This is a genomic window from Mucilaginibacter gracilis, assembly GCF_003633615.1.
Taxonomy (GTDB): Bacteria; Bacteroidota; Bacteroidia; order Sphingobacteriales; family Sphingobacteriaceae; genus Mucilaginibacter; species Mucilaginibacter gracilis.
Map to the genome: position 1 here is coordinate 4,786,285 of NZ_RBKU01000001.1, position 14,682 is coordinate 4,800,966.

General features: G+C 46.0%; 16 protein-coding genes. All 16 read right to left on the minus strand.

The annotated features are described in order from the left end of the window. Nucleotide 1: 1 nt before the first annotated feature. The gene (locus BDD43_RS21295) at nt 2–1,489 is read right to left on the minus strand and encodes a c-type cytochrome (RefSeq protein WP_121199588.1); all 1,488 of its coding nucleotides are present in this window, start codon (nt 1,487–1,489) and stop codon (nt 2–4) included. Between the two features lie 492 nt (nt 1,490–1,981). Further along, on the minus strand, nt 1,982–2,845 hold the full coding sequence (locus BDD43_RS21300; protein WP_121199590.1) for a helix-turn-helix domain-containing protein: 864 nt from the start codon (nt 2,843–2,845) through the stop codon (nt 1,982–1,984). A 44-nt stretch (nt 2,846–2,889) separates the two neighbouring features. Further along, nucleotides 2,890–3,282, minus strand: a complete 393-nt coding sequence (locus tag BDD43_RS21305) for a hypothetical protein (protein ID WP_147425702.1) — start codon at nt 3,280–3,282, stop codon at nt 2,890–2,892. 17 nt (nt 3,283–3,299) lie between these two features. Then, nucleotides 3,300–3,983 (minus strand): SCO family protein, encoded by a 684-nt coding sequence (locus BDD43_RS21310; protein WP_121199594.1) that lies wholly within the window; start codon nt 3,981–3,983, stop codon nt 3,300–3,302. Nucleotides 3,984–4,000: 17 nt separating this feature from the next. Next, nucleotides 4,001–4,639, minus strand: a complete 639-nt coding sequence (locus tag BDD43_RS21315) for an SCO family protein (RefSeq protein ID WP_121199596.1) — start codon at nt 4,637–4,639, stop codon at nt 4,001–4,003. Between the two features lie 4 nt (nt 4,640–4,643). Then, complete coding sequence (locus tag BDD43_RS21320) at nt 4,644–5,132, minus strand: hypothetical protein (RefSeq protein WP_121199598.1); 489 nt, start codon at nt 5,130–5,132, stop codon at nt 4,644–4,646. A 37-nt stretch (nt 5,133–5,169) separates the two neighbouring features. Further along, nucleotides 5,170–6,090, minus strand: coding sequence for a transporter family protein (locus tag BDD43_RS21325; RefSeq protein WP_121199600.1), 921 nt, complete (start codon nt 6,088–6,090; stop codon nt 5,170–5,172). Nucleotides 6,091–6,095: 5 nt separating this feature from the next. Continuing rightward, nucleotides 6,096–7,145 carry a cytochrome-c peroxidase gene (locus BDD43_RS21330; RefSeq protein WP_121199602.1) on the minus strand — a complete coding sequence of 350 codons (1,050 nt, stop codon included), beginning with the start codon at nt 7,143–7,145 and terminating at the stop codon, nt 6,096–6,098. Between the two features lie 5 nt (nt 7,146–7,150). Then, a complete protein-coding gene (locus BDD43_RS21335) occupies nt 7,151–7,999 on the minus strand; it encodes an MbnP family protein (RefSeq protein ID WP_121199604.1) in 849 nt (282 codons plus the stop codon). Next, nucleotides 7,996–9,093 (minus strand): cytochrome-c peroxidase, encoded by a 1,098-nt coding sequence (locus BDD43_RS21340; protein WP_121199606.1) that lies wholly within the window; start codon nt 9,091–9,093, stop codon nt 7,996–7,998. Before BDD43_RS21340 ends, BDD43_RS21335 begins: the two co-directional genes overlap by 4 nt. Nucleotides 9,094–9,098: 5 nt before the next feature. After that, entirely contained in the window at nt 9,099–9,878 is a 780-nt protein-coding gene (locus BDD43_RS21345) for an MbnP family protein (RefSeq protein WP_246001705.1), read from the minus strand. Nucleotides 9,879–10,069: 191 nt separating this feature from the next. Then, entirely contained in the window at nt 10,070–10,507 is a 438-nt protein-coding gene (locus tag BDD43_RS21350) for a hypothetical protein (RefSeq protein ID WP_246001706.1), read from the minus strand. A 126-nt stretch (nt 10,508–10,633) separates the two neighbouring features. Continuing rightward, on the minus strand, nt 10,634–12,556 hold the full coding sequence (mobC, locus tag BDD43_RS21355) for a conjugal transfer protein MobC (protein ID WP_121199607.1): 1,923 nt from the start codon (nt 12,554–12,556) through the stop codon (nt 10,634–10,636). Between the two features lie 4 nt (nt 12,557–12,560). Beyond that, complete coding sequence (locus BDD43_RS21360; protein ID WP_121199609.1) at nt 12,561–13,781, minus strand: relaxase/mobilization nuclease domain-containing protein; 1,221 nt, start codon at nt 13,779–13,781, stop codon at nt 12,561–12,563. After that, complete coding sequence (locus tag BDD43_RS21365; RefSeq protein ID WP_121199611.1) at nt 13,748–14,158, minus strand: plasmid mobilization protein; 411 nt, start codon at nt 14,156–14,158, stop codon at nt 13,748–13,750. The genes BDD43_RS21360 and BDD43_RS21365 overlap by 34 nt, the downstream gene beginning before the upstream one ends. A gap of 146 nt (nt 14,159–14,304) precedes the next feature. Then, nucleotides 14,305–14,583, minus strand: coding sequence for a hypothetical protein (locus BDD43_RS21370; RefSeq protein WP_121199613.1), 279 nt, complete (start codon nt 14,581–14,583; stop codon nt 14,305–14,307). Nucleotides 14,584–14,682: the final 99 nt, after the last annotated feature.

A 14,682-nucleotide genomic window follows, 5' to 3' on the forward strand; every position in this document is an offset into this window, starting at 1 on the left:
TTTAGTTGTTGGACATTTGTTTGCTTTGTTGCTGCTGCGCTTGTTTCTTTTCGGCGGATGCCGCCACGTGTTCATCGTCCCACAGCGGGTTGATGCTTACGCCTTCCGTTTGCGCCCCTTCCAGGTGGTCACCGGTTTGCTGGAGGTGCTTGATGTAAGCAACGAGGGCCTTCAGTTCCTTTTGATTACCCGGATAAGGCGGCATAAAGGTTCGCCCGTTGTGCATATTGGGGATATAGCTTTCCATGGATTTGTCTTCCAGCGGCTTGCCTTTGCCGTAAATATTTTCAAACACATTGACGATAGAATTGATCCCGTTGGTGGTATGACAACGGCTGCAGGTGTTAATGAATACCATTTTACCAGCCTCCAGTTTATTCTCTTCGGTAACCTCGGTAACGCTGGTATAAGTTGCGTATTTCAGGATGCCATCCCGTTTATAGAGCGGGTAATCCTGTTTCCGTAACAGGTTGGAATACATGTAACCACCGATCACGTAGGGCTTGCGGATGAACTCCCGTACGCGCTCAAATATGCCCAAGAAACCGAATACCAGCAGGCATGGAATAATAACATATTTAAAACCGATACGCTGCGGTTTCCAGACGGCGAAGGCAGCCAGAACAACAGACAGCGAGGCGGTACCGATAATGAAATATTTGAGGATATCGTAATAGCTTTGAAATTCCAGGGTGCCGACCGCCGTACTCAGGTTATCTTTCATAGCCGCCGGCATTACGTTCCAGTAGAAAACGGCACCAGCCACAACCAGCGGTGTCCATGCCAGTATCCATTGCCCGGCGTACCTGACGGCTCTCTGGCGCAATTCCGGCTCGTTCCGGGAAAAAATAGTCGTGAGCGTCATGCCGAAAACACCGCCCAAAAGCATGGCCGTAGGTGTTCTGAACATCAGTTGCGGGATATAGATCGGGTTGGAAAAACCGTTCAGTAAGGAATGGTTGCTGTTCCAGTTCCCCGGATCCATCATAAAACCCAGGATAGACACGATGATTGCCATCGTGATCCAGGAAAATACAGAAAGGAACCAGCCGAAGCGGATATGCCTGATCTTGGATTTAAAGGATTTATTGGCGGATTTCCAGGTCAGAAAATAAATCAGAATCAAAATCACCTCGGTGCAGAAAACCAGCCATTCTACAAACCATGCCCAGTAAAACACCCGGATCAGACTTCCGATGGATGCCGGGCTCACCAGCACGACGGAGAACCAGATGCCTACACCAGTCATGGCACCAAGTGTGGTGGTGATAATAAAGGCCACCTTCATCTTTTTGTAAATGAGGTGATCCCATTCGGGGTCTGTGACCCGGTCTTTGGGCGCATTGGCTACGCCCTTTTGTTCCAGCCAGGTAATGTAGGGAATGAAACCGACCGCCAGGCCATGATTGATGCACACATGCAAAATAGCAATGGCGGCGATCAGGAACCGGTCGTTCAGCCAGTCCAAATGAAACATCGGGAAATCCATATCAGCAAAATATCTTAAGCTGCAAAGGTCAGCATGGCCGGGAATTTCCGTAAGAATTAAACAGGCCGGGAATTTAGTTTTTCATGCTGTGAAGGGTTGTTTTTCCTGCCAATATTTTAAAAAATACACTTTTGGATTTAGCTTTTTATTCCTATCGTTTAAAAATTCAACTATTTGATTAATAATCAAAACAATTAACTGATTTTCAGGATATAAAATCAATATGGCAGGCTTGCCCATCCGGGAATTAAGGGAAATTTCCCGGATGGTGACCCGCTTAATTTTTTCGTTCCATTTTAAATATTTTGTTATGAATGAGCTTATTCAAACCTTTATCGCTTTTGACATTACAGATCAAATCGCTTCCGTTTTCATCACACTTTCATCGGTATTTCTTATAGCATTCGTGTTTCGGATGTTTAGAAAAGGAACGATCCGGTATGTCTTTGGCCAAGCTCCTTTGTCTTCTCCCCGGAAAGCCTGAACCCCCGATTAATTATCTCCTTTCCGGAATTGTTCCGGTGTTAAACCGGTATTCTTTTTAAAAAAGGTAACAAAATAGGAGCTGCTCTCAAAACCCAGCTGATCAGCAATCTCGCTGACGGCATGGTACGTGTAGTGCAACAGGCGTTCCGCTTCGATCACGATCCTTTTACGGATCAGGTCACCTGCCGTCTGGCCGGTTTCTTCTTTACATATCTTATTCAGGTAATTCGCGCTGATATGCAGCAGGTCTGCATAGGCAGAGGGCAGCTTATGTGTTGCAAAATGTTTGTCAATCAAGGCTTCAAAAAGCTGCAGCTTTTGATACTTATAATTTTTGGTTTTGATAAACCCGACCGGATTATAGAACCGTTCCAGCTCGAATAGAATAATATTAACATAGGAACGCAATACCTTGAGGCCTTCCTTGCGCTGAAGGCGGTACTCTTCATCCAACAGGCGCAGCAGTACGCCAAGGCGTTCTTGTTGTAGGGAACTTAACCGCATAAAAGTGTGCGCATCGCGCTGTAAAAAAGAAAACTGATACAACACATTGTTATTGTATCGCAAAGAAAAAAAGGCTTCGGTAAAACAAATGATCTTACCGCCGGCCTGCCGGTTAATATCTATACTGGTTACGCACTGGGGCCTGATGACAATGACTTTGGCCTTATCCAGGCGGATGCGCTGCTGATCGACGATCACTTCACCTTCGGCATTTTCCACATAGAGCAGCATATAAAAATCATGCTTGTGAGGAAATTCCAGTTCGGGAAATTTTTCGAGTATGGCTGACAGCTCTCCGGCCCAAAAATGCCTGACATTAACACCGAACAGGTCCATATGGCAAACAGCAAAATCGGTTGTCTGCATAAACTGTGGGATTAAAAATGTTCAGAAAGGAAATGAGTTTGCTTTCAGCAGGCTCGGGGCGGGTGGAATACTCCGTAAGCGATACCGGCTATCAGGCAAGGCGTAATTTCGGGCAGATATAAAGTGAGCGGTGTCTTTATGCCGGGTTTTGCCCGCATATCATCAATAGCACCGGGCATGAGTACCTGTAATTCTTTTTGTTTGGCGTTCGGCACGCTTTGTTCTTTTTTCTGGTCTTCCTTCAGCTCTTTATTCAGAAAGCAGCGACCGAGACAAACGGGTATCGAGGCAAAACGGTTAACGCATAAGTTCCGCGCGATATAATCACGTTGCAGGTAGAATGAACCCATAATCAATAAGGCGCTGTTACTATATACCAGGAAGAGTCCCAGAAAGAGCAAAGTCAGCATTCTTTTGATAGGGTATAACGGTTTCATTTCAGATCGTATATACTTTATTTTTCAGTCATCAGGGTTTTGACATCGCGGAGCAGCTGGGCAACCTCTTCGTCGCTGGTGCCGTCATATACGCCGCGCATGTGGCCGTTCCGGTCAACAAGGAAAAGGCCGCCGCTGTGGACATAGCCACCATTTGCGCCATCGTCCTTACGGGCGGGCGAATAATAGCCCTTCTCTGCCAATGTATAGATGGCATCCTTGTTACCTGTCACAAAATGCCATCTTGATGCATTGACACCCAGTTTATCTGCATACCGGCTCAACACCTCGGGGGTATCGTATTTCGGATCAATGCTATAGGACAGAAACATCAGCCCGGGGGCGTTGGCATATTGATCATAAACTTTTTTAAGGTTACGGCTCATCACCGGGCAAATCGTCGGGCAGGAAGTGAAGAAAAAGTCGGCGATGTAGATATGGTCTTTATATGTTTGATTGCCGACAGGCCGGTTACTCTGATCGACAAAAGAAAAGGGCGGAATAACCGGGTAAATGGTATCTGTCTTCACACCCTTTGCTGTATTCACTTTTTTATACACCGGATCGCCCAGCAAAGGCAATTTATCAGGTTTTGCACCACCGCTCACCCATATGATAACGATCACGGCGATTAAAAGGAATGCCCCTGCTGCGATCAGCAGTTTCCTTTCGCTTTTCCTTTTGCTTTTTTTCGGTTTCATAACTTTGTTTAATCAGCTTAGCGTGTGTAAGATGCCAAAAGCAAATCCATATCTTCCATCAACCGGACAACCTGTTTTTCATCAGTTCCGTCATAAGCACCACGAATACGTTTCTCCTTGTCAACCAATACCAGATAGCCCTGATGCACATAACCGCCGTTTTGTCCGGCAGCTTCGGCAACGGATACAAGGTAGCTCTTTTCCGCCAAAGTGTAAATCGCTTCCTTACTACCATGCACAAATTCCCATTGCGTGCCGGTAATTCCCAGTTTAACCGCATAGCTTTTTAATACATGCGGCACATCATACTTAAAATCGATACTATGGGATAACAGCATCACCTCCCTGTTACCTTTATATTTATCGTAAACCTTCAGCAGGTTTCGGTGCATTACCGGGCAGATCGTCGGGCAGGAAGTAAAGAAAAAGTCAGCCACGTAGATCTTACCATCAAAAGTATGGTTATCGATCATAGTGCTGTCCTGATTCAGGAACCGGAAGGCCGGAATAGTCTGGTAGACCGTATCGGTAATGACTTTACCACCAACGGTTTTTTGTATAAGATGCCGACTGCCTAAAATCGGAAGTTGCTTTTGCGAAGGACGGCAGGCTACCAAAACTAAAGCGGCGAGTAGGTAAGCATATTGTTTTTTCATTAGGTTACATTTTCATGTGATCCATGCTTTTCATAGTCGTATCAGCTTTCAAATTGAATTTTTGAAGATATACGGCTGCTTCTTTTAGTAATGCTTTATACAGGCTGTCGAGTTGGGCTATCTTTGTTTTCTGACCATTAAAATAATCCACGGCCTGTTGATTAGACTTACCGTCCACATCGGTCTTAAAATTGTGCATCCAGTCGTTCATGCGTTCATCCGCATCATCGAGCTTTTTGGTTAGCCGTTTTATTTCCTGATGCTCGGCGGCAGTATCCAATGAGGGTTGTTGCGCTTTCAGTTTGGCCAGACCCGACAGCGCGAGCGTATCAAGCATCATTTTGTCGTTCATCGCTTTTTCGCCATCCATCATGATCTGGTCATGCCGGTCAAGTACCTGTTTGCGGATTACCTTATAATCGCCTTCATTCTGGCAGGCAGCCATGCATAGTATAGTCGTGATGGTTAACAGTGTTGTTTTGATTTTTTTCATCTTTTTGATTTTTTAGGAGTACTGTTTAATAAAAAACTTAAAAGGCTACCGCGAAATGCACCATCAGGCGGTTACCTGCTTTAACGCGGTTATTGGCCAGTTGCTGGGAAGCAATGTCCTGGTAGTTGGCACCCGCTGAAAAGCGGCTGAAGTTTGCTTCCAGGCCGCCGACGAGCGATACCACATGGCCACCTGAAACATCTACAGCATACTTGTTACGCTCCACATCCTGTTGCGAGGTTTCGTAAAGCACCCCTGCATTAGGCGCTACCGTTACCTTGTTAAAAATCCGGATCTTGTAGTAGGCCAGCGCATTTGCCGTCAACTTGTTGCCGTAGCGATAATCATATTTGTTATTGGTATTGATCTTATAGTTGGCGTTCACATTGATGCCAAAATCCATTAACCGTACATCATAAGCCGCGTTCAGCGTAAAATCGGTACTGGCCGTACCCAGCTGAAAGTTATTGGGCGATTCAGATACGCGCAAGCGTTCACCGGGTTCGTATTTGCCGGTAGGCAATTTGATTCCGGCACCCACCCAAAGCGACTGTACCAGCAGTTTGTCGCTGATCACGGAGCGGTGGCTGAACAGGTTGTAATAACCCATCAACGCAACATCACCCAAACCGGTTTTGGAGCCGTTCCCCGTCTGTGCTACCCGGTCGTTGAAATTATAAGGTAAAAAAGCCAGCACCCGGAACTTTTTCCCGATATTCCAGCCGCCCCAAACCTCCATGCTCTGGTAAGTTTCGTCAGAAGTGATCGGCGTGCGTTCTCCGAACGGGCCGAGGTGAGTCGTCAGCGTTTTATGCTGGTACCGTATGCCGATAAAACGTTTCTGGTACTCGGGCAGGATACCGAGGTAATAACTGCCTACGCCGCATCCGCAAATATCGCAAGCCAGCGCCGGGAAGGTGATGGCCGAAAAGAAAAGAAGGATAATGTATTTTTTCATCGTGTTTATTGTTCAGCCAGATCTTTGCGGGTAACAAAATCCGCATCATCCAGGGTTTTAAGAAAGGCAGTCAGCTTAACGCGGTCATCGGCGGTCAGGCTGATGCCGCGCTTGCCGTTCTGTTGTAATAAAGGGTCGAGGTTAGCCGTTTGCTGTACTTCGCCGTTATAATGATCAAATACGCCGTTAAGCGTCAGGAATCGGCCATCATGCATATAAGGCGCGGTATAAGTTAAGTTGCGCAAACTTGGTACTTTAAACTTATAACGATCCGTCTCCTGCAAGGTAGCGGTGTACAAACCCATGTCGTTGATAGGCGAAGGCGCCAATCCGTTATTACGGAATGAGCCATCCGTGAACAGGGGCTCTTTGTGGCAGTTACTACATTTAGCCTGAAACAGCGCGTATCCTGCCTGCTCATCTGCCGTAAAGCTTTGCCCGGCTTCCTTGCGCATTACTTTGTCGTATTTGGAATTAGCGCTGATACACATCACCATAAATTGTGAAAGTGCTTTCATGAAACGAGCTGTATTGATCTCCTCCGTACCGAAGGCGGCTTTGAACATCGTCGGGTACTTGGCTACCAGCCGGAGTTTAGCCATTACATTATCGAGGGTCTCATCCATCTCCACATGCGTAGTGATGGGTGCTATAGGTTGCAAATCCAGATCATAAATACCGCCTCCCCACATAAAGGCACTGTTCCAGGCCAGGTTCATGATGGGCGGCGAGTTGCGCGTTCCCAAAAGGTCATCAATCCCGTGGCTCACATCATGCCCGTGTTGCGTAAAGCCCGAGGACTGGATATGGCAGGAACCACAGGAAATGGTGTTATTGCGCGACAGCCGGGGCTCATAAAACAAGGAACGCCCCAAAAGGAAACCTGCTTCGGTTACTTTATTGTTCTCCAGTTTGTAGACAGGTTCGGAAAAGTTGGCCGGTTTTTGAAAACCCAGGAATGTACTCACCGCCTCCTTAATCTGATCTTCCTTTTTACAGGCATACATCAATAGGCAAAAGCCTCCTATCACCACCCAAAATGCTCTTTTTTTCATGGTGTTTAGTTTTCGGTATGATCATGACGGAACAATTCTGTCAGGTTGCCGGCAATATTAACGCTGTAATCGCTAAACATGACGTTGGGGTGCGCAGCAATACTGAAGCTGTTTTTACCGTTAAAAACTTTCATCAGATCGACAAACAGGTGCACATTGCTCTGGCGGTCCTTGCGGACTTTGGCGATGCCGCCCGTGGTCAGGTCGAGGGTGACCGTTTTGATATTATTGATCGTTGGGGCGGAATATCCCCCGAAGCCGCCGATATGGTATTTAAATTGCTTTTTACCGGTTGGGTCGCCGTTAACGTCATCAGAAATTACATTGGAATTACCTTCCAGTTTAAAGAAGATATACCCGGCATTCCAGCCCCAGTACATTCCGTCGTCCATGCCAGCAGCAGGGTCTAATACTCCGGTGCGCTTGCTAACATCCATCGTGCTGCGCAGGCTGTCCACGCCTAAAGTGAAAGTTAATTTGGTGTAATCGCCTTCCGGCACTTTCACTTTGGCAAATCGGGTGGCGCGGTCAGCGCCTTTAATCAGAAAGTAACTGCTATCCTGTTTAACGGTATAGGTAGTACCATCGGCTTTACTTACCTTGATGTTGCTGATAAAATACTGAACGAGGGAAACGGTGAATTTTTCGCCCGCCGCATTGGTGTATGGGCTGGTTGTATTATTAAAGGCCAGCGTTTTTTCCCCGACAATGTTATCAAACTCCACCGAGAACGGAGCGAGATCATCTTCGTTGTAATTTGGTGCTACATCGGCCTTTTTAGAGCAGCCGGAAAGCAGCAGCAAGGCTAAGCTGCCTGCCGCTAAATATGGAGTTAGAAATTTAAATGTCTTCATAAATTGGGTTTACTAAGTTTCGGGTTTTGGACAAAGTCTGTGTCCGTCAGTGTCGCCAGGAATGCTTTAATGGCTTTCATTTCCTGATCAGTCATGGGGATGCCTGCCTGGCCGCCGTTTTGATAAAGCAGCGGATCGGTGGTGGCTGAAATCCTGATATCGTTATGATAATGCGCCAGCACCTCATCGATAGTTTTAAAGCGGCCATCGTGCATATAAGGCGCGGTCAGCAGGATATTACGTAGCGTAGGCGTTTTAAATTTGCCCAGATCTGCCTGGTTATTGGTTATACGGAAGCGCCCCATATAGATCCGCTCCAGCGCATCATTGCTGAAATCGTTGTCGATCCCATTGTTATGATAGCCGTTATCGGTGAAAAATTCACCCGCGTGGCAGCTCCTACATTTACTGTTGACCAGTGCCAGCCCCTGTTGTTCCTGATCTGATAATTGCACACCGTTTTCTTTGCGTATAAACCGGTCATACCTGCTATTGCCGGAAATGAGCGTACGTTCAAATTGCGCCAGGGCTTTGACGATGGACGCCGACTTCACCTCGCCATTAAATACCGTTTTAAATTGCTGCACATATTCGGGCACCTGCTTCAATTCCGCTTCCAGCTCGCTCAGGTTCTGGTGCATTTCATCGGCGCTGGTCAGGGGGCCGAAGGCCTGCGATTCCAGGTTGGTTGAACCACCGTCCCAAAACAGGCCGTTATTAGCCCAGGCCAGGTTAATGAGTGCCGGTGCATGGCGCGGCAGGGTATTCCCTGACTCGCCGATATTGTTGAGCGCTACACCATCGCTAAAAGCGATATCCTGCCGGTGGCACGATGCACAGGAAAGCCTGTTGAGGCCCGAAAGACGGGTATCATAAAATAACATTCTGCCCAGGGCGATGCCTTCTTGCGTTAACGGGTTATCCGGGTCACTCTTCACCGCCGGGAAATTAGCAGGAACGGAGAGTTCAGCCGGATGCAGCACAACTACCGGAACGGTACCGGCAGCCCCGTCTTTTTTACAAGACGAGGATGCCAGCCATCCGGTTAAAAAAAGCATAGCGGCAAAACGCGGATATGCGTTTAAGCCTGCCATAGGTATTAGTTAACAGACTTTACTGTAAATACTTTAGTGCCATAGTTGGTTGCGACAGCAGCCATTGCTGTTGCCTGAGATGCGCCAACTGTCGGCGTGGCTATTACATCTACACCGTCGGTTACTTTGGTTACATCCGCGTTTAACAAAATGGTTGACGATTTGGTTGAACCGATATGCAAGGTAGACGGTAAAGCCAACGTAACCGTTTTGTAATTGGCATCCAGACCGGTTTCAACAACCATTGTTTTTGAAGTTGCGCCGTCAGTTACTTTACCCTTCAGGGAAGAGAAAATATAAGTAGTGGCCCACATCCAGGAAACATTGGTCATACCGTTCAGTTGGGACAGTTCACCCGCCTGAAGGCTCAGGTTGCTGTTGTATTTGGTGTCAACACCCACTGAAAATTTAATAGATTTGTAATCACCCGCCGGAATATCAGTCAGTTTCACGTCTTCGCGTTTGTTAGCCGGATAAGTATAGGCGCTATTGGTTTCGGCGGCATTGTTCTCTTCTAACAAATAGTAAGAATTAGGTACGGCATATTCTTCGCCGCTAGCTTTAACCAATACCACATTGCTTACCCAGTACCTTAACTGGGTAAAGTTCCAGGTCTTGCCGTTTGCAGTAAAATCTTTATTTAACGCAAAATCGGAGGTGCCGACTACAGCATCAAAAGTGATGGTCGCTTTACCCGCCGTTTCCACGGGTTGAACATCGTTGTTTTTGGTACAAGCAGCGAACAGTATAGCAGATAAGGATAGTATCGATAGAATTTTTTTCATTTTTATAAGTGTTGAGGAAGCATGGCACGGCCTGCTCCATAAATTAATAAGTAAGCTGGGTGGCATGCACAGGGGCTTGCCACTCATCATTGTTAATGAATAGTATTAGAAATAAAAATGCAGGGTAAATGATAACGCAGGCGAAATGCCTCTGTTAATCAACAAAGTACTTGAATAGCCTGCTCATCAGACTACACGCGCGGCGGCTGGAAAATAGAGGAGGCACGGCCCATGATACCTGGGATTGTGCTTGGGGGATATTCAACTTTTACAGTTGGTTCTATAAAAACAATGGTTATTGGATTGGTGGGTAAAGCTTCCTGGTAGCGGCTTTTCTGCTCTTCGCGCTCCTGCTTTTTTTCTTTTTCTTCTGTTTGCCTCAATTTATTCATGAGGTAACAATGCCCGTTACAATGCAGCCAGGGCTTACTTTTATTGATACAAAGATTGTCGGCGATGTACTTCTGGTTAACCTCAAAACCCGCATAAACGAAGAAACGTGAGCAGTTGGAACTGATCAGCGCAACGAGCAGGAATAAGGCTATTAACCGGTTGGGCATATCTGGCGCAAAGGTAGCAGATTCTAAAGCATGGCGCAAGTTGAAAATGCAGTATAAAAAGTTAAGCATTTTACTGAATAACAGATGGCAACTGCTCATTATAAAGTGGCACATCATAAAAATGTGTAGTCTGAGCCTTGATATACCACTAAAATTGCCGGTTAAAAACCGCTCCATTATACAGGCATTTATAGATTATAAAAATGTAGTTATTACTTTTTCAACTATCTTTTTGATGTCCTCCTTAATCCGCTGATAATTCATTTGTATTTCTGATTGGGATATGTCCCTTACGTCGGGCATGAGTTTATAATTTTCTTCTTCCTCCCGGATCGCGTCATGGTCGTTCTGTATTTGGCAGTGAAATGTTTTCAGATCGATCTTATTGCCAGGATCGTCGGCGACCATACCTACAAACTCTCCCGAAGACAAACCTGCTATTTTGGATGCGGGTATCGCACAATCTAATTGCGTAGAACGGCTAACGGAAGTATCACTGCTATTAATGGATACACTTTCCTTTTGCTGATTGATCTTACCAAAGCGTTCGGAGAGTTGTTTGGCTGTATCTCCGGTTACCTGGCCACAAACGATGTTACCGACAATATTCATAATAACTTCTGCCTGTTCCCGGCCGTAATCTTTTTTGAGCTGGCTGTAATCCTGAACGGCTAAAGTTACTGCGACTTTATTTGACCGCGCGGTAGCAATCAGGTTATCAATGCCGTTAAAATAAATGGTTGGGAACTCATCGAATATCAGGCTGCATTGCTGCTGATGCTTACGGTTCACTAGTTTATTAATCCGGTTTACATAGAGAGACAGCACCGCACCATAGACCTGTGATTTCTGAGGATTATTCGCCAGGCAAACTACTTTAGGCTCATCCGGATTATTAATATCCAACGAAAAGTCATTGCCGCTCAATACATAATAAAGCTGCGGCGAAGACAACCGGGCCAGACTGATCTTGGCACTGGCGATCTGTCCTTCTAACTGCTCATAGGCTTCATTTTTCCAGGCAGATATAAAAGGATTGATCAGTACTTCAATTTCCGGTTCGCTGCCCAGCACTGCGAACAAATCCTTATAGTCTACTAATGACAACTCAATCACATGCGGCAGTGTGCAATATTTGCCTCCCGCGTACTTTTTAAGGAACCAGATCAATGCAGTAACAAAATTAATAGGTGATTCGACGAAGAAGTCCCCCTGTTTTTTGATCCACTCGCGGTTTAACCCCAGCATGATGGTGCGGGCTGATTCCATAGCATCGGTAATATCCAGCATGGTTTCCGGCTCCAGCGGATTACTGCGGTGCATAATATTTTCGAAATTGATGACAAAAAATGACCTGCCGCCATGTTCAAGTAATGCGTTGTAGGCAATCCTGGAAAGGTCATCGTATTTAAAATCATAAATGAGCATACTGAAGCCCTTGGCGATATGCTGTGTAATGATGTGGCGAATGACAAAATAGGATTTACCGGCACCGGGGCTGCCACCGACGAGCGTGCCACGAAACGGATTGATGATATTGATCCAGCTATTCCGCTCTTTGCCTTTCAATTGGTATTTGGCAGGCAGATTGATAGAGTATTCATTTTCAAGCAGCCGTTCTTCCTGAGGAAAGGTTTCATTTTCTTTGTTGAAAATATCGCTGCCCAGTTTGAGTTTCAGCATTCTGAACAGCAGACTGCCACCTGTCATGAATAATAGGTAGCCAAATGCGGTAGTTGCTATGTAGACCGCTGTTTTTGCTTCAACGGTAAATGGCAATGCTAAAAATAAACCGCTAATAAAATACAAGAACAATCCTGTCAGACAGTACGTGAAAATAGTCTTCGGCCTGATCTTCTCATCCCGCTTACCTTTACTGCCGACCAGCGAAACCACCAGTAAAACCAAGGCACTCAACTTCGCAACCAGCACGGTTTTGAAGATCGCCATTTTAGAAAGCGGGAATAAGATATGATCAACGACTTTATGCGTCAGATTCATTTCCCGGAATCCCGGGTAACAGCATAGATAGAAATGAATGATCAGTGTAGCGATACTCAGCAGCCTGGTAAAATCGATGATCTTACGCAAAGCCTGTTCGTTTTCTCCCGTTTGCATACTATTAAAGTTTAAGTCCTTTACGTTTTTTGCGTTTGAATTTATTCAGGGCGGCCAGGTCTTCACGCTCTGCCGCAAATAAGACATCCATCAATTCATTTCCGCCAGTAGCGGTTTGTCGCAATACGTTGCCCGCAATTTCATCATCGCTTTGCCGTTGCCTGTTGATTTTACCGGGTAGATCGGGCAGTAACTGAGCACTAAGCTGATTGGCGCTATAAGCCTTGCCCAGGTCACTGCCGTTAAATACTACCTTGTTTTTTTGATCGATGAAAGTCACACCGTAAATGCGCCCTTCATCATTCTGGCGAAGGATTACCTGAATATCTTTTTTCAGCAATTCCCCTTGAAAGGTGTTTTTGGTTTGCGGCTTTGCCAGTACCAGGTCCAATATTTTGATAAGTCCTTCTTTAAAGGGCTTGCGTAATTGTGTATTAAGCCTGAATTTTTCTTCCAGGCTTTTTAATGTCGGTTTACCATAGATGGTACTGGCCTTGATCGGCACCCCAATTTTGTTACCCTGCTGATCAAGTACCCAGTAAATCAATCCTTCACGGGCATACATGCGGGAATCTTTAGCTCCACGGTCAGCCTGGATATGGTATTGTTGTAAAACCGCGTTGAGTTCCGGAACACTGGTGAATTTGTAGCTCCTCAGCGTAAAACTCAGGATATTGGTGATGGTGCGCTTGGTTTCGGCTTTGCCATACGATGCTACGGCTATGGCCGCTTTAAGATCGGGCTTTTGTTGCGTTTGTTCTTCGGCTTTAGTCAGGCCATATTTAATTTCGATAACCTTACGTATTTTTTCCGATTCGTTTTGGCCGAGGTAATGCAGATTGATGCGCTCACCGTTACGTTTGATATTGGTGGTCACGATATGGATATGCGGATGCCCGGCATCTTCGTGCCGGTAAACTAAATACGGCTGCGTTGCAAAACCAATACCACGGAGGTAATCTCCCGCAATCCCGCGTAAAGTTTCATCTGCCAGGTATTCCCCGTTTGGGAAATTCAGGGAGATATGAACCGCGTTTGTTTTTGAGCGCTGGTTCATCGCCGCCAGGTCTGTGAGCCGGAAAAGTTTGTCATAGAATGACAGGCACTCCGCGTCTTTGGGGTAGCCGACCGCCGCTATCAATACCGCTTTATCCTGTTTCACTTTGTTCTCGTTGTAATTGAGCGCGCCGATCAGGCTTTTGCCGCTCTTAATTTTTGCGACCATATATCCGCGTATTGGTTCATCCGTTCTTTGATCTGGCTAATGGACGGCTCCAGTTTGGTATTGATCACACTGAGCAAATTCATCCATAGCCGAGTATCAGCATTTCCGTGAGCGCTATTGATGCTCCGCATGGCCTGGTTAAGATTGTTGCCGATAGCGTTGAGTTCCTGCCTGAGCAGGATCATTTCTTCCAGCACATCATCCATTGCTTTATCGCGATAGGTGACCGTTATGGGCTTATCCAAAAGCAGGCTGCGCATATACTCGCTCAACTTCCTGAACTGGGTCTTTTGGAACCTGCCGTTCAGCAACCGGTACTCGTCAGGTTTCAACCGGATATTGTACCACCTTGACCTGTTATCTTCCTGTACACTCATATTGTTATTCTTTAAAAATCCGACTTCGGAGGATTTTTGCCTGGACCATGGCCGACTGCGGAGGCCGGGGCAAGATTCAATTGTGACACAATTGTACATCTTGCTGACTGCTGCGAAGCGGGCGGTCTTATCCTGCTATCAGTGTTTTATTCGGCATTTTTGATTGTTTGTTCTGGCTTCGCCTTATGGCTGAGATAAAGTTCAAGCGCCTGGATGTTGATGTCTTTAAGGGATTCATCATACTCTAATCCAAAAGTTTTGAGCCGCTTTAAAAGGCCTTTAGGTATGCGGTTATTGAACTGTACTTCAGGTTCATTCGGAACGGGTTCGGCTTTGACCGGCATGACTTCCTGAATGGGTGTCTTAGGCCGTTCCTGTTTGAGTTTGTCGGCCAGGTTGCCGAGTTTGTTTTTATAATTTTCCATTTGCTATCAAAATAGTTTGCTATTAATCCATGCAGCATTGCTATCATACTATAATGCTATCAAACTTTGCTATGATGCTATTCTGCTAACTTGCTATCA